The following is a 21525-nucleotide window of genomic DNA, read 5'->3' as shown; positions in this document are numbered from 1 at the left end:
CGGTCCGCTGTGGTCACGAGGGCGGATTCCGACGAATGAATGCAAAGTGACGTGTGGGTAACCCGCGGGAACGCGAAAGGCCCCTCCACCTGGAGGGGCCTTTCGGGTGGGACTGGGTCAGGCGGGGGTGATGAGGCCTGCGGTCTGGGTGCGGGCGGCGGCGAAGCGCTTGGCGACGTCGCCCCAGTGGGCGATGTTCCAGAAGGCCTCGACGTAGTCGGCCTTGACGTTGCGGTACTGCAGGTAGAAGGCGTGCTCCCACATGTCGAGCATCAGCAGCGGGACCTGGCCCTGGGCGAGGTTGCCCTGGTGGTCGTAGAGCTGCTCGATGATGAGCTTCTGGCCGAGGGTGTCGTAGGCCAGGATCGACCAGCCGGAGCCCTGGATGCCGAGCGCGTTCGCGGTGAAGTGCTTGCGGAACGCGTCGAACGAGCCGAAGAACTCGTCCACCGCGGCGCCGAGCTCACCGTCCGGCTTGTCGCCGCCGTCCGGGGAGAGGTTCTGCCAGAACACGGTGTGGTTCACGTGACCGGCGAGGTTGAACGCGAGGTTCTTGCCCAGCTGGTTCACGGTGCCGAAGGAGTCCTTCTCCCGCGCCTCGGCCAGCTGCTCGAGCGCGGTGTTCGCGCCGGTGACATATGCCTGGTGGTGCTTGGAGTGGTGGAGCTCCATGATCTGGCCGGAAATGTGCGGCTCGAGTGCGCCGTAGTCATAGCCAAGATCCGGCAGGGTGTAGTCGGTCACGACGAATCCTCCGAAGAAAGTAAGGCTGGTTCACTCTCGACTATATTCCTCCGCTTCAGTGCCCCAACGAGGGCGGGGCAAACGCTCGCTGAATAAGACACCGCACCTTGCCCCGATGCGCGACACTGGAGGGATGGCGACCCCAGCGAAGACCGCCCGGACGGCCCCAAAGACGGCCCCGAAGACGGCTACGAAGACTGGTGCGAAGACGGCCGCGAAGACGGGTGCGAAGGCTTTGCGTGACACCGTCGAGGTCACGGCGGCGCGGTTGCGCGAGCGCGGTGAGCGGGTCACGCCGGCCCGGCTGGCCGTCGTCGAGGTGCTGGCGGCGACCGACGAACACCTGAGCGCGGAGCAGATCGGCGAGCGGGCCGAGGGGCTCCGGCCCGGCATCCACCGCGCCACGGTCTACCGCGCGCTCGAGGCTCTCGGCGAGTTCGGACTGGTCACGCATGTGCACCTCGGCCGCGCCGGTACGACGTACCACTTGTCGGGCGATCTCGTGCCCCGGCACATCCACCTGCGCTGCTCCGAGTGCGGGACCGTGCTCGATGCCCCCGGCAACACGTTGGACCCGGTCCGGCGCAAACTCCAGCGCGACCTCGGCTTCCGCCTGGCCCCGGAACAGGTCGCCCTCCTCGGCACCTGCGCCGCCTGCGCCGAGGCCTGACCGGGCCCCTGGTCACAAGGGCCCGATCAACCTCGCCACGCCTGGTCACGAGGGCCCGATGAACTGGCCGCTAGCGGGTGACGGTTAGGTGGAGGGTGCCGGCGGAGCCGCCGCCGCGGAAGGCGGACATGCTGAGCAGGTAGACGGTCTCGCCGGCCTTGACGTTCAGCGTGACCTTGGTGTTCTTCGTGGTGCAGTCGAACAGGTGGTACGGCGAGCTGCGCCGGACGCCGATCAGGTCGACCTTGTAGCTGGATCCGGCCGAGTCGACGGTCAGGACCTGGTCGGTGGTCGCGGTGACCTTGTACCAGACGCTGCCCTTCTGCGGCGCCATCACGTTGCCGCACTCCTCGGCGATGGTCATATCGTCCGCGTCATTGGTGGCCTCGCGAGTGTCCTGGACGATCCGGCCGACGGTGAGTTCGGTGGCGGTGTCCATGGTGTCGTTGGGCGGTACGGCGACGGTGGTCGCGCCCGCGGTGGCGGCAGAGCCGACCAGGACGGCCGGCACGGCGAGCAGAGCGAGTACTCGGTTGATCGTCATGGCACCGATCATGCCGTCGCGAGGGTCGATCTCTAGACCATTCGATCTTGGTCGAAGCCGAGACCGGAGGTGACCACTCGCGGCAGGGAAAATCCTGCACGATGTTCACAAATGTTGGACCTTGTGTGGTCATCCCGGTCTTCCGACGGTACGGTCGTTCCCTGTGACGACTGACCACTCGTACGTCGAGAGCTTCGCGCCCGGCGCCTCCGTCCTGCCCGCCCGTGCCTGGCTGCACGATGACGCGGCCCGCATCCCGCTCACCGGCGACTGGCGATTCCGGCTTTCGCCGAGCCTGGCCGAGGCGCCCGACGACCTGTCCGCGCCGGATACCAAGGCGGACGCCTGGTCGGATCTGGCCGTGCCGTCGCACTGGCAATTGGCCGGCCACGGCAGTCCGGCGTACACGAATGTGGTCTACCCGTTCCCGCTGGAGCCGCCGTTCGTGCCGACGGACAACCCGACCGGCGACTACGTCCGGACCGTGGCGATCCCGGCCGACTGGGACAACGCCAGGATCGTGCTGCGGTTCGAGGGCGTGGACTCGCGCTTCGCCGTCTGGCTGAACGGCCGGCAGCTCGGCTGGTCCTCGGGTAGCCGGCTGCCGAGCGAGTTCGACCTGACCGAGTACGTCGAAGCGGGTGACGAGGTGACGATCGCGGTGCGGGTGCACCAGTGGTCCGCCGGCAGTTACCTCGAGGACCAGGACATGTGGTGGCTGTCCGGCATCTTCCGCGAGGTCAACCTGCTTCGCCTGCAGCCGGATGCGGCGACCGACGTCTTCGTGCATGCCGACTTCGACCACACGACCGGCGGCGGCTCGCTCCTGGTCGAGTCGGACGTCGCGGGCACGGTCGTCGTACCGGAGCTCGGGCTGTCGGTCGCGACCGGCGAGCGCGTCGCGATCGAGAGCGTCGAGCCGTGGAGCGCCGAAGTGCCCCGCCTGTACGACGCGACCCTGCGCACGCCGGGTGGTGAGGTACGCCTGCGCGTGGGGTTCCGAACCGTCGCCATCGTGGACGGCGTCATCCAGGTCAATGGGCGGCGTGTGCTGTTCAACGGCGTCAACCGGCACGAGTTCCACCCGGATCGCGGCCGCGCGCTGACCGAGCAGGACATGCTGGACGACGTACTGCTGATGAAGCGGGCCGGGATCAACTCCGTCCGGACCAGCCACTACCCGCCGCACCCGCACTTCCTGGATTTGTGCGACGAGTACGGCCTGTACGTCGTGGACGAGTGCGACCTCGAGACGCACGGGTTCGGCTACGAGCCCGAGCCGCCGAACCTGCCGAACCCGGTGATGGACGAGCGCTGGCGCGACGACCTGGTCGACCGGATGCGCCGCATGGTCGAGCGGGACAAGAACCACCCGAGCATCGTGATCTGGTCACTCGGCAACGAATGCGGGATGGGCGACAACCTGCGCGCGATGTACGACTTCGCGCACGACCGCGATCCGTCCCGGCCGGTGCACTATGAGCGCGACACCGAGGCGGAGTTCGTCGACGTCTACTCGCAGATGTACACCTCGCTTGAACGTGTCGACGCGATCGGCGCGGATCCCACGTTGTACAAGGGGAAACCGTTCATCCTCTGCGAGTATGCGCATGCCATGGGCAACGGTCCGGGCGAGCTGCTGGACTATCGCGCACTGTTCGAGAAGTACCCGCGTTGCCAGGGCGGCTTCATCTGGGAGTGGATCGACCACGGTCTGCGGACAACCGATGCCGAGGGCAAGGAGTTCTACGCGTACGGCGGGGACTTTGGCGAGACGATCCACGACGGCAACTTCGTCTGCGACGGCCTGCTCTTCCCGGACCGGACGCCTTCGCCCGGCATGACCGAATACGTCAAGGTGATCGAGCCGCTGGTCATCGTTGCCGACGGCAAGAACATCCGCATCACCAGCAGGTACGAGGTGCAGGACACGTCGAACCTGCGTTTCCAGGCGATCGTCGAGGTCGAAGGCCAGCACGTCGAGGCCATCGCCCTGGACGTGCCGGTGCTGGCGCCAGGGGAGACGTGCGTGGTGCCGCTGCCAAAGGTGGACTCGTCGGCTCGCGAGACCTGGTTGACGGTCACGGCGGAGCTCGCCAAGGAGACGTCCTGGGCCGACGCGGGCCACCCGATCGCCTGGGGCCAGATCCGGCTCGACGAGCCCGCGCGGTCACAAGGGTCCGATGAACTGCGACACGCCGGGTCACAAGGGTCCGATGAGCAGGTGCCGGCAATCGTCGGGGCGGCCGAAGGAACCGTCGCCGTGGACGGGATCTCGCTCGACGCGTTGCGGAATGTGCGGCTGGATGTTTGGCGGGCGCCTACCGATAACGACCGGATTCCCGGTGTCTCCGCGGCGTGGGAAGAGGCTGGGTTGCATCGGGTTCAGCATCGGGTGGTGTCGGCCGAGGTGGTCGACGGCGCCTGGCAGGTCGTCGTACGGACGGCGCCGCCCGCCTTGCAGTGGGGCCTCGTCTCGACCTGGCGTTGGACGCGGTCCGAGGACAACTCCGTCGGCCTGCACTTGTCGGTAGTGCCCGACGGGCAGTTCCCGGCGACCCTGCCGCGCCTCGGCATCACGTTCGAGCTGCCGCCGGTCGAGACGGTCGACTGGTTCGGCACCGGCCCGAACGAGGCGTACGTCGACACGCGTGCCGCCGCGGCCGTCGGGCGGTACCAGGCGAGCGTTAGCGATCTGCAAACGCCGTACGTGCGTCCGCAGGAGAACGGTCAACGCCTGGACACTCGCTGGGCCGTGCTCGGAGACCTGCGGGTGGAGGGCGATCCGGACCTGTTCGGGCTGACCGTGCGCCGCTGGACGTCGGCCGACCTGGCCGACGCCGGGCACCACCCGGACTTGGCAGCGAGCGAGACGACGTACGTCACGCTGGATCTGGCCCAGGCCGGGATCGGGTCCAACTCGTGTGGTCCGGCGTTGTCGGAGCAGTACAAGTTGCACACGGCGCCGAAGGAGATCTCCCTGCGTTTCCGGTCGGTGTAAAGAGTTGTCGGAGCGCCCGACTAGGCTGCAGGCGTGGCTGAGCCGTTCGATCCCCTGACCGATCCGGCGCCTGCGCATGACCTTCGCGCGGTGCTCCGGATCAGGGCGTTCCGGCGACTCTGGATCGGTTTCGGGCTGTCCAGTCTGGGCGACTGGGTCGGCCTGCTCGCGTTGACGGCGATGGCGAAGTCCTTCGCCGGCGACGACTATCAGATGGCCAACTTCGCCATCGGTGGGGTGCTGTTCCTGCGGGTGCTGCCCGCGCTGGTGATGGGACCGGTCGCGGGCTGGATCGCCGACCGGCTGGACCGGCGCTGGACGATGATCATCGGCGATCTGCTCCGGGCGGCGTTGTTCGTCACGATTCCGATCGTGCACACGCTCACCTGGCTGCTGGTGGCGACCGTGCTGATCGAGATCGTCAGCCTGATCTGGGGCCCGGCCAAGGACGCCAGCGTGCCGAATCTGGTGCCCCGGCACCGGCTCGAGGCCGCGAACCAGATCAGCCTGATCACGACGTACGGCTCCGCGCTGCCCGCCGCGGCCCTGTTCACCGCGATCACCCTGCTCGCGAACAACGTCGAGCGCGCCACCGGCGGCCTCGGCCTCAATTCGATCGACCTCGCGGTTTATCTGAACGCGGCCACCTTCGCGATCTCCGGACTGGCGATCATCTCCGTGGCCGAAATCGGTAAGGCCGCCACCGGCCACGAGAAGCACCCGACGTTGTGGCGCACGATGGTCGAGGGCTGGTCCTTCGTCACCGGTACGCCGGTCGTGCGCGGCCTGGTCGTCGGCATCTCTGGAGCCTTCGCGGCCGGCGCGGTCGTGATCGGCCTCGGCCGGACGTACGTCGAGGACCTGCACGCAGGTGATCCCGGCTACGGTCTGCTCTTCGGTTCGGTGTTCGGCGGCCTCGCGCTCGGGATGGGGTTCGCGCCGCGGCTGTTCTCCGGGTTGTCCCGGCGGCGGCTGTTCGCGGCGGGCCTGGTCGGCGCGGGCATCGGCCTGACCGGGCTGGCGTTGATCCAGCAGATCGAGATCGCCACCATGATCGCGGTGTGCCTCGGCTTCTGCGCGGGCGCGTCCTGGGTCTCCGGCTACACCCTGCTCGGGCTGGAGGTGCCGGACGAGGTGCGCGGGCGGACCTTCGCCTTCGTCCAGTCCGCCGTCCGGACCGTGCTGGCGGTGACGCTCGCGATCGCGCCGTTCGCCGCGGGCGCGATCGGCCGGCACAGCTTCTCCCTCGGCGGCGACAAGACGGTGACCTACAACGGTGCCGCCATCACGATGCTGATCGCGGCCGTGCTCGCGGTGGTGATCGGGTTGCTCGCCTGGCGGCAGATGGACGACCGGCCCGGCGTGCCCTTCCTCCGGGACCTGCGGCGCAGTTTCGGTAAGACTCCGGGCATGTATCCGACTCAAGGCCTGTTCATCGCGCTGGAAGGTGGCGAGGGCGCGGGCAAGTCGACCCAGTCCACCGCGCTGGCCGCCTGGCTCACCGACGAGGGCTACGAGGTGCTGCTCACCCGTGAGCCCGGCGCGACCGAGTTCGGCCAGAAGCTGCGCCAGATCGTGCTCGACCCGGCCACCGGCGACATCTCGCATCGCGCCGAGGCCCTGCTCTACGCGGCCGACAAGGCCGAGCACATCGACGCCGTCATCCAGCCTGCACTGCGCCGGGGTGTCGTCGTCATCACCGACCGGTACGTCGACTCCGCGCTGGCCTATCAAGGGTCCGGGCGCGACCTCGACCGGAATGACGTCGAGCGCGTCAACCGCTGGGCCACGGCTGACCTCCGGCCGAACCTGACCATCCTGCTGGATCTGCCGCCCACGGCCGGGCACGCGCGATTCGAGCGGCGCGACCGGATCGAGGCCGAGCCGGCGGAGTTCCACGAGCGCGTCCGGCAGGCCTTCCTGGAGTTGGCGGCGACTGAGCCGCAGCACTACCTGGTGCTCGACGCCGCCACCGATCGCGACGCCCTCACCGCGATGATCCGTTCGCGCGTCACGCCACTACTGCCGCCCAAGAACAAGACCAAGACGAAGGCCAAGACCGAGCGCGAGTCCGAGCCGGCCGGCGACGTCGTACCGCCTGTGGTGAGTAAGGACAGGGTCGAGTCGGGGAATGGGGTGGAGCAGCCGTGGTGAGTGTCTGGGATGAGCTCGTCGGCCAGAAGCCCGCGGTCAAGGTGCTGCGTCGTGCCGTCGCCGCGGCCGACAACCGGCTGCAGGGCATGTCCGGCGCCGACGTCGCGGGTATGACGCACGCCTGGCTGATCACCGGCCCACCGGGTTCTGGCCGGTCGAACGCGGGCCGCGCCTTCGCCGCCGCCCTGCAATGCGGGCTCCAGGGCTGCAGCGAGTGCACGAACTGCCGGACCGTGATGACCGGCGCGCATCCCGACGTGTCCCTGATCCGGACCGAAATGCTGTCGATCCGGGTCGCGGAGATCCGCGAGCTGATCCGCCGGGCCGCGATGAGCCCGACCCAGGGCCGCTGGCAGGTGATGGTCGTCGAGGACGCGGACCGTCTCACCGAGCAGGCCGCCGACGCCCTGCTGAAGAGCATCGAGGAGCCGTCGCCCCGCACGATCTGGGTGTTGTGCGCTCCGACCGTCGAGGACGTCGTGCCCACCATCCGCTCGCGCTGCCGCCTCCTGGTGCTGCGCACGCCCCCGACCGCCGACGTCGCCGCGATGCTGGCCGAGCGGACCGGTATCGACCCGGAGCTGGCCACCTTCGCCGCTCGCGCCGCGCAGGGGCATATCGGCCGGGCCAAGGCGCTCGCCCGGGACGAGGTCGTTCGGCAGCGCCGCAGCAACGTGCTCAAGGTCCCGTTCGAGCTGCGCACCATCGGCTCCTGCCTGAACGCGGCCGCCCGGCTGGTCGACGCCGCCAAGGAAGAGGCCAAGGCCAGTGCGGCCGAGGTCGATCAACGCGAGCGCGCCGATCTCGAACAAGCGCTCGGTATGGGCACCAAGGGCGCCAAACCGCGCGAGGCCAACGCCGCGTTGAAGGAGCTCGAGGACCAGCAGAAGGCCCGGGCCAAACGCTGGGAGCGGGACGTGCTCGACCGTTCGCTGGTCGACCTGATGGCGCTCTACCGCGACGTGCTGGTGATCCAGACGAACGCGGGCGCCGAGCTGATCAACGCCGAGCTCGACCGCGAGATCGCCCAGCTGGCCCGCCGGACGACGCCGGAACAGACGATCCGCCGCATCGGCGCCCTCACCAATTGCCGCGACGCCATCGACGCCAACGTCGCCCCTCTGCTGGCCGTCGAAGCCCTCACCCTCTCCCTCCACGAAGGCTGACAGCCGCCTCCTTCTGCAAAGAAGATTCGGCAGGTGTAACGGAACGTGGGGTGCGGCGATGTATGGGTCGCCAGTACTACCAGTTTCTCACTGGCAAATACGGTCCGCGATCGTGCCGCCACTGAGGGAAGTCAGATGACCCAACCGCCTCGTCCACCCAGGACGGAGCCGTACGCCGGCTCCGGCGTGGACCCGCTTGCCCGCTCGGGCCGGTGGGCGGGACGTCGTGCGTTGCCGTCGGCGGAGACCTGGGTGGACGGGGTTTCGGCCGAACCGCCGACCCCGGTGCGTCCGACGGACACCTTCTCCATGGCCGGCTTCGTGCTCAGTATCGCGGGAGCCGTCGTGCTGTCGGTGCCGCTCGCGTTGTTCGGCCTGCGGCGGACGCGTCGTACCGGCTTGCGCGGGCGGAATCTCGCCCTGGCGGGACTGGTGATCAGCGCCTGCTGGCTGGTGATCTTCGGGGTGATCGCGGGATTCGTGGTGCTGGCCGATCGCGAGGCCGGGCTGGGTCAGGCCGTGCCGGTCGAAGAGCTGCGCGTCGCCCAGTGCTTCAACGCCGATCTGGCCCAAGGGGCGTTGCTGGTGGCGCGGATCGCCGACTGCGCGCAGCCGCACACCGGCGAGGCGTACGCGCGGGCGAAGGCGAAACTGACCGGGTTGAGCCCCGACGACAAGGCGGACACGGCCACCCGGGCTTGCGCGAGTTCGTTCGAGACGTTCGTCGGCCGGCGGTACGAGGATTCCGAATTGGACATGTACTACGTCGTACTAGAGGATCGTGCTGTTGCTGATGGCAACGTCCTTTGTATGGTCGGCACGCCCGGCGAGCAGTTGACCGGATCCATGCGCGGATCCCGGCGGTAGACGGGGGTGGCACCGTAGGTCACGTGGATCCGAATCCGAGCCCGTGGGTGATCCAGCCCACGCCAGGTCAGCCGACCGCCCCGGAGACGGCCGACGGACAGCCACGGCTGGAGCAGCCGCAGTGGACCGTCGGTACGGCGCTCGCGGCGTTCGTGCTCAGCGTGCTGGTGGTGCCCGCGATCGTCGCGCTGCCGTTGGCGATCGTGACCCTCGTGGCGATGCGCCGTACGGCCGGACACTGGCGCGGGCTCGCCGTCGCGGCCACGGTCATCTCGTCCGTCTCGCTGTTCATGGTGTTGCCGACGGCCACGTTCCTGCTGGTCACGGCCGGTGACGTGCAGCGCAACGACTCCGGTGTGGTGGTCAAGGGCGGCACGGTGGAGGTCTTCGAGGCCCGCGTCGGCGACTGCTTCACCGAGGACGACCAGAACGCGCTGTACACGCTGGACCTGGTGCCGTGTCGTGAGGCGCACGGCTCGGAGATCTACGCGCTGCCGATGCTCACTGGCGAATACCCGGGTGATCGTGAGATCGAGGAGCTGGCCGAACAGCTTTGCGCCGACGAGTTCAGCCAGTACGTCGGGGCGGAGCTCAAGGACTCGACCCTGCTCTTCAGCTACTTTTATCCCGACCGTCAGGCCTGGTCCAACCCGGCCAATCTGCACCTGGTCTGCTTCGTCACCGACAAGGACGGCGAGCAGATCCACGGCAGCGTGAAAGGCAGTGGCCGATGACCCAGCCGCCATTCCCACCCGGCCAGCCTGGTAATCCGGGTGACCTCCCGCGTTTTGGGGTTCAGGACGACGTACCCGGCCAGCGGCCGCAAGATCGTCCGCAGGACACGCCTCGACCCGAGACCCCCTGGGCCAGTCCGGGTGGCCAGCAGAATCTTCCGATCGACCGAGGCCCCAGCCAGCCGAGCGCGCCGAACTACCCCGCCAACCCGGTCCAGCCTGGGCAACCTGGGTACCCGGGACAGCCTGGTTCGTCGTACCCGGTCCAGTACGGGCCGTACCAGCAGAGCTACGCCGGGTACGGATATACCGCCGTCGGACGTCGTACGAACGGTCTCGCCACGGCTTCTCTGGTGGTGAGCCTGGCTGGGCTGCTGTTCACACTCGCGGCACCGGTCGGCATCGGCCTCGGTATCGCGGCGTTGCGCAAGGTCCGGCAGACCGGTGAAGAGGGCCGCGGGCTGGCGATCGCGGGCATCATCATCGGCGGCGTCATCACCGGCCTACTGCTGCTGGGCATCCTGATCATCGTGATCATGATGATCGCGGTCGGCGACGGTACGTCTTACTAGGGCAACAAGCAGGTCTCGGGCCGCCGAAACCGTCGCTGCGGTGGACCGGTACACGTAGTCTGGCCGCGTGGGCATGGTGATGGCGGTGTCGTTCGAGCGATACGGGCGGCTGTACTACCTGGACCCCGGCCCGCATAGACCGCGAGTCGGGGACAAAGTGCTGGTTCCGACCGACGACGGGCCCGAGGTCGCCGAGTGTGTCTGGGCGCCACAGGAGGTGCCCGAGGACATCGGCGGGCTGCCGCTGTGCGAGGGCGTCGCGACCGAGGCCGATCTGAACCGCGACGAGCAGAACCGCCGTCGCCGGGTGGACGCCCGCGCGATCGCGAAGCGGCTGATCCGGCAGCACGATCTGCCGATGAAGGTCGTCGGTATCGACTTCGTGGACCGGCGTCCCGATGTCGATCAGCTCGTCATCGTGTACTTCTCCGCGCCGCATCGGGTCGACTTCCGCGAGCTGGTCCGCGATCTCGCGCGCGGTTTGCGAGCCCGGATCGAGCTGCGCCAGGTCGGCGCGCGGGACGAGGCGCGGCTGCAGGGCGGGATCGGGCCGTGCGGGCGGGACCTGTGCTGCGCGACGTTCCTCAAGGACTTCGAGCCGGTCAGCGTCCGGATGGCCAAGGACCAGGATCTGCCGCTCAACCCGCTGAAGATCTCGGGTGCGTGTGGCCGGCTGATGTGCTGCCTGAAGTACGAGCACCCCCTGTACCAGGAGTTCAACGCGAAGGCCCCCACGAACGGGACGGCGGTGGAGACCCCGCTGGGCGATGGCGTCGTCGTCGGGCACAACGTGCCGAGCGACACCGTGGTGGTCCGCCTCGCCGCCTCGGGCCGCCGCTGCGCCTGCAGCCGGGCGGACGTCTGCTCGCCGCGCCAGCAGTACGAGACCTCACCGAGCGCCAAGGTCACCCCTGGCAACAATCCCCCCGTCCCTCTGGACATGCCATCGCTGCCGCCGGTTGTGGAAGAGGCGGACGCTGGTGGACCCGTGGTCAGCCAGGATGAAGCTGTCACCCAGGACGAGGCTGCCACCCAGGGTGAGGCGGCGCCGGCCGAGCGGCCCGCGCGAAAACCGCGGCGCCGACGCCGTACGACGTACCGCGATCAGGCGGGCGACGAGCAAGCCGACACGGGCCGGAACGACACGGGAGAGAACGCGGAGTGAAAACGCGCAGGGTTGGGTTCGTGGCGGCGCTGACGGGCCTGGCGGTGATCGCGAGCGGCTGTACGGTCGCCACCCGGGCGCAGGACGCGGACTCCGGGACCGGGCCGAACGTGACCGTGCCGAGCAAGGGACCGGTCGGGCCGATCCCCGCGGGCCTGGAGCGGTTCTACCAGCAGTCGCTCGATTGGGGCAGTTGTGACCCGGCGGGTGGACGCGGCGGACCGGGCCAGTGCGCGATGGTCGAGGTGCCGCTGGACTACGACAAACCGACCGGCGAGACGATCGAGCTGAAGGCCCGCCGGATCACCGCGGGCGACCGCAATGGCCGGATCGGGACGCTGTTCATCAACCCGGGTGGGCCGGGCGGTTCCGGCGTGGAGTACGCGTCCGCCGCCAGTTTCGTGCTCGGCGCGCCGCTGCTGCGCAAGTTCGACGTGATCGGCTGGGATCCGCGCGGTGTCGGTGAGTCGACGCCGGTGCGCTGCCTCGACACCGCCCAGATGGACGCGTTCGTCGCCACCGACGGCAGCCCGGACAACGATGCGGAGATCGAGGCCCTCGACAAGGTCGCGAAGCAGCTCGCCGATAGCTGCCAGGCCAAGTCGGGCAAGCTGTTGCCGCACGTGTCGACCAAGGACGCGGCTCGCGATATCGATGTGATGCGCGGCATCGTCGGCGACACCGAGCTCTACTACCTCGGCAAGTCGTACGGCACCTACCTGGGCGCGACGTACGCCGAGCTCTTCCCGAAGAACGTCGGCCGCCTCGTTCTCGATGGCGCGGTCGATCCGGCCCGTCCGACCGAGCAGATCAACATGGCCCAGGCGAAGGGCTTCGACACCGCACTGGATGCCTTCGCGGCCGACTGTGCGCAGAGGTCGTGTGAGCTCGGCAGTAGCAAGGACGCCGTCCTGGACGCGGTGGACAAGGTACTGGCCGACAGCGACAGCAAACCGCTCACTGGCGACGGAACCCGCGAGGTCGGCCAGGGCCTGGCAGTGCTCGGTGTGATCTTCCCGCTGTACGTCAAGGACTACTGGCCGCGTCTGGAGAAGGCTGTCGCCGACGGACTCAAGGGCGACGGCAGCCGGCTACTGGCTCTTGCCGACGAGTACACGAGCCGTAGGCCGCAGGGATACGCAGACAACTCCGGCGAGGTCATCTACGCCGTGAACTGCATCGACCACCCTGACATCACCTCGATCGCGGAGGCCAAGAGCCAGGCGGCGGCGTACCAGGCGGCGTCACCGCGCTTCGGCGCCTACCTGCTGTGGGGATCGCTGCCGTGCGCGCACTGGCCCGTCAAGCCGGTGAACACGCAGCACGCGATCAAGGCCGCGGGCGCCAAGCCGATCGTCGTGGTCGGCACCACGCGTGACCCGGCCACGCCGTACGAGTGGAGTGTGGCGCTGGCCGGCCAACTGGAGAGCGGAGTGCTGATCACCCGCGACGGCGACGGCCACACTGGCTACAAGGAAGGCAACTCCTGCGTCGACGAGGCCGTCGAGAAGTACTTCCTCCAGGGCACCGCACCCGCCCAAGACATCAAGTGCTGACCTCTTAGCGGGGCTGACCTTTAGCGGGGCTGGCCTGACGAGGCGGTGGGCTGGTAGGACTCGGTGGCCTTGGCCAGTACGACGGCCAGGCCCGCCGCGTCCTGCGGCCTGCCGGCGACGGTGATCTCGGCGGCCGTGCCCTCGCCATCGGCCGCCGCGATCCAGCGCGACAGCACCATCCGGCCCTGCTTGTCGCGGGTGTAGGTGTACACGAGTGTGGTCGTGTCCTCGGAGACGATGCGCAGGTTCTGCTCGTTGCGGACCTTCCTGGCCCGGTCGCGGACGTGACGCTCGGGATCGCGCTTGCTGGACGTGTTCTCGAACCGCACCAGCCAGACCGAGGACGAGTGCATGAACCGGGTCTGGTCGCCGGCCAGCTCCTCCTGCGCCCAGTCGGACGGCACCGACGCCTGCCCGCCGAACCCGAGCGCCTTGGTGACGAACGTGAGCGCGGTGCCGTCGAGCGCACCGGCCGACGGATGCGGCGAGGGCTTCTGCGTCGGCGTGGTCGCGACGATCTGCGGGGTGCCACCGGTCAGCGGCGCATCGCGGACCGCCACGTAGATACCGAAGGCGGACACTCCGACGGTCATACCCAGCAGGGTCGCCAGCAGTGCCTCGTGCCTGGGCGTAAGCATCAGGGCCTCGCTTCCGTTCCGGTCCCGCAGTGATTATCGAACAGACCCCCGCGACACGCCTAAACGACGCCCCGTGCCGTTTGCTCAGTGGCCAGTGCGCCGTGTGGGTTGCCGTTTCGGGCCCTGTGGAACCTGACGCGTGTACGGCGGATTCGGTTGCACCCGTACTCTGACGTCTCGTGACGGAAGACGCGATCGAGTCCGCCCTGCGGCGCTATCTGGCCGGCGAGGCCGAGCGGGCGGACCTCAAGCTGCTGACGAAACACCTGCTGAAAATGCTGGTGGCGAAGGCGCCTGGTCATGCGGTCGAGGTCCGCGTACCGCCGTACGGCGCGGTGCAATGTATCGAGGGGCCGCGTCATACCCGGGGCACGCCTGGTGCCGTGGTGGAGATGCCCGCCGAGCTGTGGATCGACCTGGCGCTCGGACGGCTGGAGTGGCAAGAGGCCCGCGCGTCCGGCCGAGTGCGCGCCAGCGGCGAGCGAACGGACCTCAGCGCGCTCCTGCCACTTCTACCCGGCTAAAGCTGGTCCGAAAACCGGTGTCCCCGGGCGTCTTGCCGGTGGAATCATGAGCCGGTGGCAATCACCTGGCGCGAGCGGCTCAGCCGGATGCAGGTCGACCTGAGCCCTTGGCGCAGTTCGCGCGACTTCCGCATCCTGGTCATTTCGGGAACGGTCTTCTACCTCGGTCAGATGACCGCGTACGTCGCGTTGCCGTACCAGCTCTACCAACTCACCGGTTCGAACTTCGCCGTCGGGTTGATGGGCCTGGTGATGATCGCGCCGCTGGTCATCTTCGGCCTGTACGGCGGTGCGCTGGCCGACCACCTCGATCGCCGGAAGATGCTGATCTACACCGGTGTGGCGCAGGCGGTGATCACGGCCCTGCTGCTCGGCAACACCCTGCTGGACAATCCGCGGGTCTGGCTGATCTACGTCTGTGGCGCGCTGGCGGCCGTCGCGTCGTCGCTGCAACGCCCGAGCCGGGACGCGCTCTTCCCGCGAGTCGTCCGGCATGAGCAGATGCCGGCCGCCGTCACCCTGAACTCGCTCACCCTCCAGGTCGCCCAACTCGCCGGACCGGCTCTCGGTGGACTCCTGGTCGGCACGGTCGGCGTCACCTGGGCGTTCGCGGTCGACCTCGGCGGGCTGGCGATCGCCACCTTGATGTACGTCGCGCTCCGGCCGTACCCGTCGAACGAGCACAGCCGTCCACCCAGTCTGTCCGGCATCGGCGAAGGCATTCGGTACGCCTTCCGGCGCCGCGACTTGCTCGGCACTTACGCGATCGACATGGTCGGCATGTTCCTGGCGATGCCGATCGTGCTGTTCCCCGCCTTCGCGACCGAGGTGCTGCAAGAACCGAAGCTGCTCGGTCTGCTCTACAGCGCCGAGTCGATCGGTGCCCTGATCGCGACCCTCACCAGCGGCTGGGCGGCCCGGGTTCACCACCACGGCCGGGCGGTCGTGATCGCCACGATCGTCTGGGGCGGTTCGGTCGGACTCGCCGGTCTGGCGCCGACGATGTGGGTCGCGATCGCGTTGTTCGCCGTCGCGGGTGGTGCCGACATGATCTCCGGGCTGTTCCGCGCGGTGATCTGGAACCAGACCATCCCGGACGAGATGCGCGGCCGGCTCGCGGGCATCGAGATGCTCTCGTACTCCCTCGGCCCGCTGGGTGGTCAAGCCCGCTCAGGTCTCGTCGCCGACCTCACCTCGGTCCGCACGTCCATCGTCAGCGGCGGCATCCTCTGCGTAGCCGGCGTAGTCCTCACCACCGCCTGGCTCCGCGACTTCTGGCGCTACGACGCCCGCACCGACGAACACGCCCTCCGCGAACGCCACCTCCGCACCACCCCCACCCCCTAACCCGCAAGCCCGGACCGACGTACTTTCCTCTTCTTCTGCCGCGAGTCTGGCACTGCTCTGGTGGGCGGCCCGTTCCGGGCTGAAAATTGGGGTGGTGCCCGTTGACGCCGTATCACTGTGGTTCGTTTGAGGCCGTCCGCGAGTCGGGCGCCGGGAGTTGCGTTGTGGGCCTTTCAGTGTTGCCTTTGAGCACGCGGACTAGATTCGCCGGATCCTTGCAGCTCCTGCGGGCACCGTGTTTGCCGGTGCGTTGTGTGGAGGTGGGTTGTGGTGCTGGAGCAGACGCAGGATGTCGAGGAGATCATCGCGCGGGTCGCGGCGCTGGACATCGGTAAGGCCGAGTTGGTGTGTTGTGTGCGGATTCCGGATCCGGGCCGGCCGGGGCGCCGGTTGCAGGAGGTGGACCGGTATTCGACGATGACGCGGTCGTTGTTGCGGCTGGCTGACCGGCTGGTCGAGCTGGGGGTGTCGCGGGTGGTGATGGAGGCGACCTCGGACTATTGGAAGCCGCCGTTCTATCTGCTGGAGGCGGCCGGGTTGGAGACCTGGCTGGTGAACGCCAAGGATGTGAAGCATTTGCCGGGTCGGCCGAAGACCGACCGGCTGGATGCGGTGTGGTTGTGCAAGGTGGCGGAGCGGCAGATGCTGCGGGCCAGTTTCGTGCCGCCGTTGCCGATCCGCCAGTTGCGGGATCTGACCCGGTATCGGGTTGATTTGGTGAACGCGTGCACTGCGGAGAAGAACCGGGTGGAGAAGCTGCTGGAAGATGCCTGTATCAAGGTGTCGGTGGTCGCGTCGGACATTTTCGGGGTGTCGGGGCGGGACATGCTGGCCGCGCTGGCCGGGGGTGAGCGGGACCCGAAGGTGCTGGCGCAGTTGGCCCGGTCCCGGATGCGGGCCAAGATCGGTGACCTGGAAGAAGCCTTCACCGGATACTTCACCGACCACCACGCCTATCTGCTGGCCAAGATGCTGGCCCGGATCGACCAGATCGAAGCCGATATCGCCGACCTCGAAGACAGGATCGGCGACCAGATCGCCCCTTTCGCCGAGGCGGTGGAACGACTCGATGAGATCCCCGGCATCGGGCGGGTCACCGCGCACGTGATCATCGCCGAAATCGGGACCGACATGACCCGGTTCCCCACCCCGGGCCACCTGGCGTCGTGGGCCAGGTTCGCCCCCGGGGTTAAAGAATCGGCCGGGAAGAAGAAAGGCACCGGCGCCACCGGCCACGGCAACTCCTACCTGGCCCGGGTCCTGGGCGAGGCCGCCGTCTGCGCCGGTAAAACCGACACCTTCCTCGGCGAACGCTACCGGCGCATCGCCAGACGCCGCGGCCGCAAGAAAGCCATCGTCGCGGTCGGCCGCTCCATCCTGGTCATCGTCTGGCACCTGCTATCCGATCCCGACGCCCACTTCCACGACCTCGGCCCCGACTTCTACGACAACCGCATCAACCCCGAACGGAAACGACGCAACCACGTCCGCCAACTCCAAGCCCTCGGCTACAACGTCACCCTCGAACCCGTCGCCTGACCACCGAGCACACAACCTCCCGGCTCCGCTGCGCTCCGCCGGAACACACGCACGCCCCAACACAGTCTGAGCCGCCCCAGCGTGTCCGGAGGCTTCGTTAGGTGTTAACCGGCCTCGGCGAGACGGGTTCGGTGAGTGTAGTGAGTGTGCTCGGCTTGGGTCGGTGTGAGGTCTTGGATCGATCCGTGAGGGCGGGCGGTGTTGAACCAGTGGACCCAGTTCAAGGTGGCTGCTTCGACGTCGTGGAGGCCTTGCCAGGGGCCGTAGGAGTGGATCAGTTCGGACTTGTAGAGGCCCATGTGGGTCTCGGCCAGGGCGTTGTCGTAGGCGTCGCCGACCGATCCGACCGAGGCGTCGATTCCGGCGTTGAGCAGGGCTTTGGTGAAGGTGATCGAGGTGTATTGGGTGCCGGCGTCGTTGTGGTGGACCAGTCCGGTCAGGTCGGTGGTGCCTTCGGTTCGGCGGGTCCACATCGCCATCTCGAGGGCGTCCAGGACCAGCGGTGTGGTCATCGTGGTGGCTGCTTTCCAGCCGATGATCCGGCGGGAGAATACGTCCACGATGTGCGCGACGTAGACCGTGCCGGTCCTGGTCGCGACGTAGGTGAAGTCGGCGACCCACAACCGGTTCGGGGCTGAGGCGACGAACCGGCGATCGACCAGATCGGGCGGCCGGTGAGCGGACTCGTCAGCGATGGTGGTCCGTGGCTTCTTGCCGCGGATCACGCCACTGATGCCCATCTGGGTCATCAATCGTTCCACCGTGCAGCGAGCCACGTCGTGGCCCAGGCCACGCAGATGCAGCCAGAGTTTGTCGGCTCCGAACAACCGCACGAACCGGACCTCGGCGCGGACCTTCTCGATCACCGCGATCAACTCGGCATCGCGGAGTTTCTTCTTACTGGGTTGACGATTCCGGTTGTCGTAGTAGGTGGATGGGGCGATCTTGCAGCCATGCTCGGTGAGCACGCGGCAGATCGGCTCGACCCCGAACCGGTCTTTGTGATCGTTGATGAACGCCACGATCACTTCTGTGGGCGGTCGAGCTCCGCCGCGAAGAAAGTCGCTGCAGATTTCAGGATCTCGTTCGCCCGCCGCAGCTCGGCGTTCTCCCGCTTCAGTGCCTTCAGCTGGTCCGACTCCGAGGTGGTGACACCAGGACGCTGCCCAGCATCGATCTCGGCACGACGGACCCACTTGCGCAGCGTCTCCGGCGCCCCGATCCCCAGCTTCAACGCGACCGACTTGATCGCCTCGAACTCCGAGCCATAGTCGGCCTTGGACTCAACAACCATCCGAACAGCGCGCTCACGGATCTCGGGCGAATACGACGACGGACGTGACATGGACTTCATCCTTCCAACAAATGAAGTCTCCAGACACGCCGGGGCGGCTCAGTCATTTTCGGACTAGTGGTCCCGTTATGACGCGTCCACTCGCGAGTGGACCAGATGTGACCACTCGCGGCAGAAGGAAGGCCGCTGGCCACGGCTTTCGCTGCACCTCGCGCCGGTTCGCCGTTCTACCTTTGCCCACCGCCGCGGAGGCCGTGCTTCGTGCGTCGTACGCGGTGCATCCCCAATTCCCAAGCCCGCGGGCGGATTTGTGGATAACACCTCCGCGAGGTGCCTGCTTGTGTCGCGCGTGTGCAAACGCAACGAGGCACTTCGCGGGAGGGTTTTCCACAAAATGTGGGTTTGGTGTGCGGGTTGGCGCCAGGGCGTTGTTAGGGGGCGGGGGTGTAGGGCGGGTGGGTGTGGGTGGGGGTGCGGGTGAAGGAGAGGCGGTAGGTGTGTTCGGTGGTGGTGGTGCCGTCGGGCAGGGTGATGGTGAGGGTGGTTCGGCCGGGGGCGCGGGATTCGGTGATCTGGCCGGTGATGGCGGCGCGGGCGATCTGCTCGAGGTAGTCGATGGAGGCCGCGGTTCGTTGCAAGGGGACGCGGTGGCGGCCGATATCGACGTGGAGCAAGGGCGTTCCCGGGCCGTGGTCGTTCCAGGTGATCGGGATACCGGCCTCGGCCGCGTCGCCGATCCGGACGCCGCCGTTATCCGGTCGCTCGATGAGCACGGCCTGGCCGAACTCGGTTTCGAGATGGTGGGTGAGGGCGGCAAGGCGGTTCGAGAGCTCGTCGGTCACCGGAGGATGGTACGTCCTCACAAACTCGATGGCCTACAGTCGGTGGTCATGCGTATCCGTTTCGCTGTTGCCGCGTTGGCCCTGGTCGTTCCGCTGGTGGGTTGCGAGACGGTGAACGAGGTCGGGCCGTCCACCACACCCTCGAGCACGACACCGACGCCGACGCCGACCGATACGCCCAGCGAGACGCCGAGTGCGCCGACGGCGAAGGTCGCGGACACGTTGTGCGTGCGGATCGACCAGACGTTGGTCCGGCAGACGCTGGGCGTTCCGTCGGTGGCGATCCAGCCGAAGCCCATCCCGGCCGAGCTCGGGCTTCCGACGTACGACGTGTGCGAGCTGCAACTCGGTACCGGCACTCCCGGCGGCAACCTGCGCATCGGCCGGTCCGTCCAGCCCGCGAAGCCGACTGACCTCGCGTCCGCCCGTTCGACGTACAACGCGACCCGTGGTTCCGGCGAGATCGCCAAGGACGTGGTCGCGGCGGACGGGGGATTCGGGACCAGTCGCTTCGTGGTGCTGCTCGAGGAAGGTCGCTTGGTCAAGGTCAGCGGGCCAGCCGCCACGATCGAGAAGTACGCCGCACTCGCGCTTGCCGCGGTCCAGAGCATGCCGGGTCTACCCGCACCGGAGCCGCTGGTCGTCCGGCCGGAGTGCGAGCGCGGTACGGACAAGGCGGCGGCAGTGCTCAGCGCGCCCGCGTCCATCCGCCGTGATGGCGAGACCGCGACCGGCGACGTGATCTGCGGTTGGCTGACGTCGACGGCCGTGCTCTGGACCTCCGAGGCCCTAACGCCCGAAGCCGCCCGCGTGATGGACACCGCCCGCAAGTCCCCGAACGCCGAGTCGATCCCGCTCGGCGACGAGGCGCTCATCGACCTCAAGACGCTGACCGTCACCATGCGCGTCGGCGACGACCGAATCGTCAAGATGACCCGCCTACCCGCGGGCCAGGCCGAGAAGAACGACATGACCGCCTTCGCCCTCGCCATGGCCGGCCTCTACACGAACTGAGACACGAGCAGACACGCGAACTGACACGCAAACTGGCTCACCAACCGGTGATCCGCGGCCAGGTCTCGCCGGTGGATACCTGGTACGACGCGTGCTGGGCGGCGGTCGCACACGCGTGGTTCGGCAGGATCCGCAACCGCGTACCGACCGGCAGCGACGGCAGTTGCCGCGGACTGCCTTCTCGAAGCGAGAGAATGCCGTGTTCCTGGCTGGCATCGGTCATCAGCAGGTCCGGGATGACCTCGCCATCCTCCGTGCAGACCAGCCCGTACCCCTGGTCCACGGCTTGCCGGGCGGTGCCGCGGTCGCGGGAGGTCGCCATCCAGCCGGCGTCGGTGAGGATCCAGCCGCGGTCCGGCCGATGCCCGATCACGGTGGTGACGACGCTGAGCGCGAGGTCGTCGGTGCCGCAGACGCCGATACCGGCCATCACCAGGTCGAAGAAGACGAAGTTGCCGGCGCGGACCTCCGTGACCCCGGTCAGGTCGCGGGCGAAGTGCGCCGTCGGCGTCGATCCGACACTCACGACCGGCACCTCAAACCCCTTACCGCGAAGGGTTTCCGCGGCACGCACCGCGACCGCTCGCTCGTTCTCTGCGGCCTTCACCAGCTCGGCCTCGGAATAGCAGAAGTACGACTCCCCAGCATGCGTCAACACCCCACGCACCTCGCCGGATACGCCGGTCAGCGCGCGGCCGATGGCGACTAGCTCGGCAGATTCCGGCTCGACGCCGCCGCGATGGTTGTCGCAGTTGATCTCGATCAAGGCCGGGATGCGTACGCCGGACTCGACCGATGCGGCGGCGACCGCCTCGGCCTGGGCCACGCTGTCCAGCAAGACGACGAGGTCGATCCCGCGACGATGCATCGCGACGACATCCGGCAGCTTGGCCGGCGCAATCCCCACCGCGTAAAGGATTTCGGTGAACCCCGCCGCCGCGAAGGCCTCCGCCTCGGCAAGCGTGGACACCGTGATCGGCCCGGAACCACCATCGAAGAGCAGCCGCGCCACCTCGACCGATTTGGCCGTCTTGAGATGCGGTCGAAGCGGTACGCCGAGAGACGCGAGGTGATCGCGCAGCCACCGGATATTGCGGACGACGCGTGGCCGGTCCAGCCGTAGGTACGGCGTCCGGGCGGGTGCGGGGGACATG

At 68.1% G+C, this 21525-nt stretch carries 18 protein-coding genes, 2 pseudogenes and 1 other annotated feature; of the genes and pseudogenes, 14 read left to right on the top strand and 6 right to left on the bottom strand.

Translation table 11 applies throughout. From position 1 onward, the window contains the following. Positions 1-117: 117 nt before the first annotated feature. Positions 118-744: a superoxide dismutase gene (locus tag OG394_RS23010; RefSeq protein ID WP_328989100.1), complete on the bottom strand. Its 627-nt coding sequence runs from the start codon at positions 742-744 to the stop codon at positions 118-120. Positions 745-877: 133 nt separating this feature from the next. Here OG394_RS23010 and OG394_RS23005 point away from each other — a divergent pair, with 133 nt between their 5' ends. Continuing rightward, positions 878-1414, top strand: a complete 537-nt coding sequence (locus OG394_RS23005; protein ID WP_328989099.1) for a Fur family transcriptional regulator — start codon at positions 878-880, stop codon at positions 1412-1414. 70 nt (positions 1415-1484) lie between these two features. Here OG394_RS23005 and OG394_RS23000 read toward each other — a convergent pair whose 3' ends face one another. Then, positions 1485-1958: a hypothetical protein gene (locus OG394_RS23000; RefSeq protein WP_328989098.1), complete on the bottom strand. Its 474-nt coding sequence runs from the start codon at positions 1956-1958 to the stop codon at positions 1485-1487. Positions 1959-2121: 163 nt separating this feature from the next. Here OG394_RS23000 and OG394_RS22995 point away from each other — a divergent pair, with 163 nt between their 5' ends. The 9 genes and pseudogenes from OG394_RS22995 (at position 2122) to OG394_RS22960 (ending at position 13173) form a co-directional block, all read left to right on the top strand. Next, positions 2122-4959, top strand: a complete 2838-nt coding sequence (locus OG394_RS22995) for a glycoside hydrolase family 2 TIM barrel-domain containing protein (RefSeq protein ID WP_328989097.1) — start codon at positions 2122-2124, stop codon at positions 4957-4959. Positions 4960-4992: 33 nt separating this feature from the next. Beyond that, positions 4993-6315 (top strand): annotated as a pseudogene (locus OG394_RS40120) (MFS transporter); the annotation flags it as partial. A 54-nt stretch (positions 6316-6369) separates the two neighbouring features. Next, positions 6370-6984, top strand: a pseudogene (tmk, locus tag OG394_RS40115) (dTMP kinase); the annotation flags it as partial. 125 nt (positions 6985-7109) lie between these two features. Then, a complete protein-coding gene (locus tag OG394_RS22985) occupies positions 7110-8279 on the top strand; it encodes a DNA polymerase III subunit delta' (RefSeq protein WP_328989095.1) in 1170 nt (389 codons plus the stop codon). A 135-nt stretch (positions 8280-8414) separates the two neighbouring features. Next, the gene (locus OG394_RS22980) at positions 8415-9146 is read left to right on the top strand and encodes a DUF4190 domain-containing protein (protein WP_328989094.1); all 732 of its coding nucleotides are present in this window, start codon (positions 8415-8417) and stop codon (positions 9144-9146) included. 23 nt (positions 9147-9169) lie between these two features. After that, positions 9170-9880 (top strand): DUF4190 domain-containing protein, encoded by a 711-nt coding sequence (locus tag OG394_RS22975; RefSeq protein ID WP_328989092.1) that lies wholly within the window; start codon positions 9170-9172, stop codon positions 9878-9880. Continuing rightward, complete coding sequence (locus OG394_RS22970) at positions 9877-10452, top strand: DUF4190 domain-containing protein (protein ID WP_328989091.1); 576 nt, start codon at positions 9877-9879, stop codon at positions 10450-10452. Before OG394_RS22975 ends, OG394_RS22970 begins: the two co-directional genes overlap by 4 nt. 73 nt (positions 10453-10525) lie before the next feature. Next, positions 10526-11617 carry a PSP1 domain-containing protein gene (locus tag OG394_RS22965; RefSeq protein WP_328996860.1) on the top strand — a complete coding sequence of 364 codons (1092 nt, stop codon included), beginning with the start codon at positions 10526-10528 and terminating at the stop codon, positions 11615-11617. A 20-nt stretch (positions 11618-11637) separates the two neighbouring features. Further along, entirely contained in the window at positions 11638-13173 is a 1536-nt protein-coding gene (locus OG394_RS22960; RefSeq protein ID WP_328989090.1) for an alpha/beta hydrolase, read from the top strand. A gap of 20 nt (positions 13174-13193) precedes the next feature. On the opposite strand, the gene OG394_RS22955 is transcribed toward OG394_RS22960, so the two are convergent. Further along, on the bottom strand, positions 13194-13811 hold the full coding sequence (locus OG394_RS22955; protein WP_328989089.1) for a hypothetical protein: 618 nt from the start codon (positions 13809-13811) through the stop codon (positions 13194-13196). Positions 13812-13990: 179 nt separating this feature from the next. On the opposite strand from OG394_RS22955, the gene OG394_RS22950 reads away from it, so the two are divergent. The 3 genes from OG394_RS22950 (at position 13991) to OG394_RS22940 (ending at position 17221) form a co-directional block, all read left to right on the top strand. Further along, the gene (locus tag OG394_RS22950) at positions 13991-14335 is read left to right on the top strand and encodes a sterol carrier family protein (protein ID WP_328989088.1); all 345 of its coding nucleotides are present in this window, start codon (positions 13991-13993) and stop codon (positions 14333-14335) included. Between the two features lie 54 nt (positions 14336-14389). Next, complete coding sequence (locus tag OG394_RS22945) at positions 14390-15682, top strand: MFS transporter (protein WP_328989087.1); 1293 nt, start codon at positions 14390-14392, stop codon at positions 15680-15682. A gap of 273 nt (positions 15683-15955) precedes the next feature. Beyond that, the gene (locus OG394_RS22940; protein ID WP_442914301.1) at positions 15956-17221 is read left to right on the top strand and encodes an IS110 family transposase; all 1266 of its coding nucleotides are present in this window, start codon (positions 15956-15958) and stop codon (positions 17219-17221) included. A gap of 104 nt (positions 17222-17325) precedes the next feature. Here the strand turns inward: OG394_RS22940 and OG394_RS22935 are convergent. Together OG394_RS22935 and OG394_RS22930 are read right to left on the bottom strand one after the other, a co-directional pair. After that, a protein-coding gene (locus OG394_RS22935) for an IS3 family transposase (protein WP_328989085.1) occupies positions 17326-18566 on the bottom strand; the annotation gives its coding sequence in 2 pieces (ribosomal slippage) (positions 17326-18284 and positions 18284-18566; 1242 coding nt in all). Beyond that, positions 18157-18288, bottom strand: a sequence feature (AL1L pseudoknot). (Overlaps the previous gene by 132 nt.) 380 nt (positions 18567-18946) lie before the next feature. After that, entirely contained in the window at positions 18947-19357 is a 411-nt protein-coding gene (locus tag OG394_RS22930) for a hypothetical protein (protein WP_328989084.1), read from the bottom strand. Positions 19358-19405: 48 nt separating this feature from the next. Here OG394_RS22930 and OG394_RS22925 point away from each other — a divergent pair, with 48 nt between their 5' ends. After that, complete coding sequence (locus OG394_RS22925) at positions 19406-20371, top strand: hypothetical protein (protein WP_328989083.1); 966 nt, start codon at positions 19406-19408, stop codon at positions 20369-20371. Positions 20372-20408: 37 nt separating this feature from the next. On the opposite strand, the gene OG394_RS22920 is transcribed toward OG394_RS22925, so the two are convergent. Next, positions 20409-21524 carry an alanine racemase gene (locus OG394_RS22920; protein ID WP_328989082.1) on the bottom strand — a complete coding sequence of 372 codons (1116 nt, stop codon included), beginning with the start codon at positions 21522-21524 and terminating at the stop codon, positions 20409-20411. Position 21525: the final 1 nt, after the last annotated feature.

Source organism: Kribbella sp. NBC_01245 (assembly GCF_036226525.1).
In the GTDB taxonomy this organism is placed as follows: Bacteria; Actinomycetota; Actinomycetes; order Propionibacteriales; family Kribbellaceae; genus Kribbella.
This window is presented reverse-complemented; position numbering and strand designations above follow the sequence as displayed.

Bases quoted from the DNA above. Each gene is read 5' to 3' on its own strand.
- OG394_RS22955 (WP_328989089.1), bottom strand. From the start codon at position 13,811: ATGCTTACGCCCAGGCACGAGGCACTGCTGGCGACCCTGCTGGGTATG.
- OG394_RS22920 (WP_328989082.1), bottom strand. From the start codon at position 21,524: ATGTCCCCCGCACCCGCCCGGACGCCGTACCTACGGCTGGACCGGCCA.
- OG394_RS22965 (WP_328996860.1), top strand. From the start codon at position 10,526: ATGGTGATGGCGGTGTCGTTCGAGCGATACGGGCGGCTGTACTACCTG.
- OG394_RS22980 (WP_328989094.1), top strand. From the start codon at position 8,415: ATGACCCAACCGCCTCGTCCACCCAGGACGGAGCCGTACGCCGGCTCC.
- OG394_RS22970 (WP_328989091.1), top strand. From the start codon at position 9,877: ATGACCCAGCCGCCATTCCCACCCGGCCAGCCTGGTAATCCGGGTGAC.
- OG394_RS22925 (WP_328989083.1), top strand. From the start codon at position 19,406: ATGCGTATCCGTTTCGCTGTTGCCGCGTTGGCCCTGGTCGTTCCGCTG.
- OG394_RS23000 (WP_328989098.1), bottom strand. From the start codon at position 1,958: ATGACGATCAACCGAGTACTCGCTCTGCTCGCCGTGCCGGCCGTCCTG.
- OG394_RS23005 (WP_328989099.1), top strand. From the start codon at position 878: ATGGCGACCCCAGCGAAGACCGCCCGGACGGCCCCAAAGACGGCCCCG.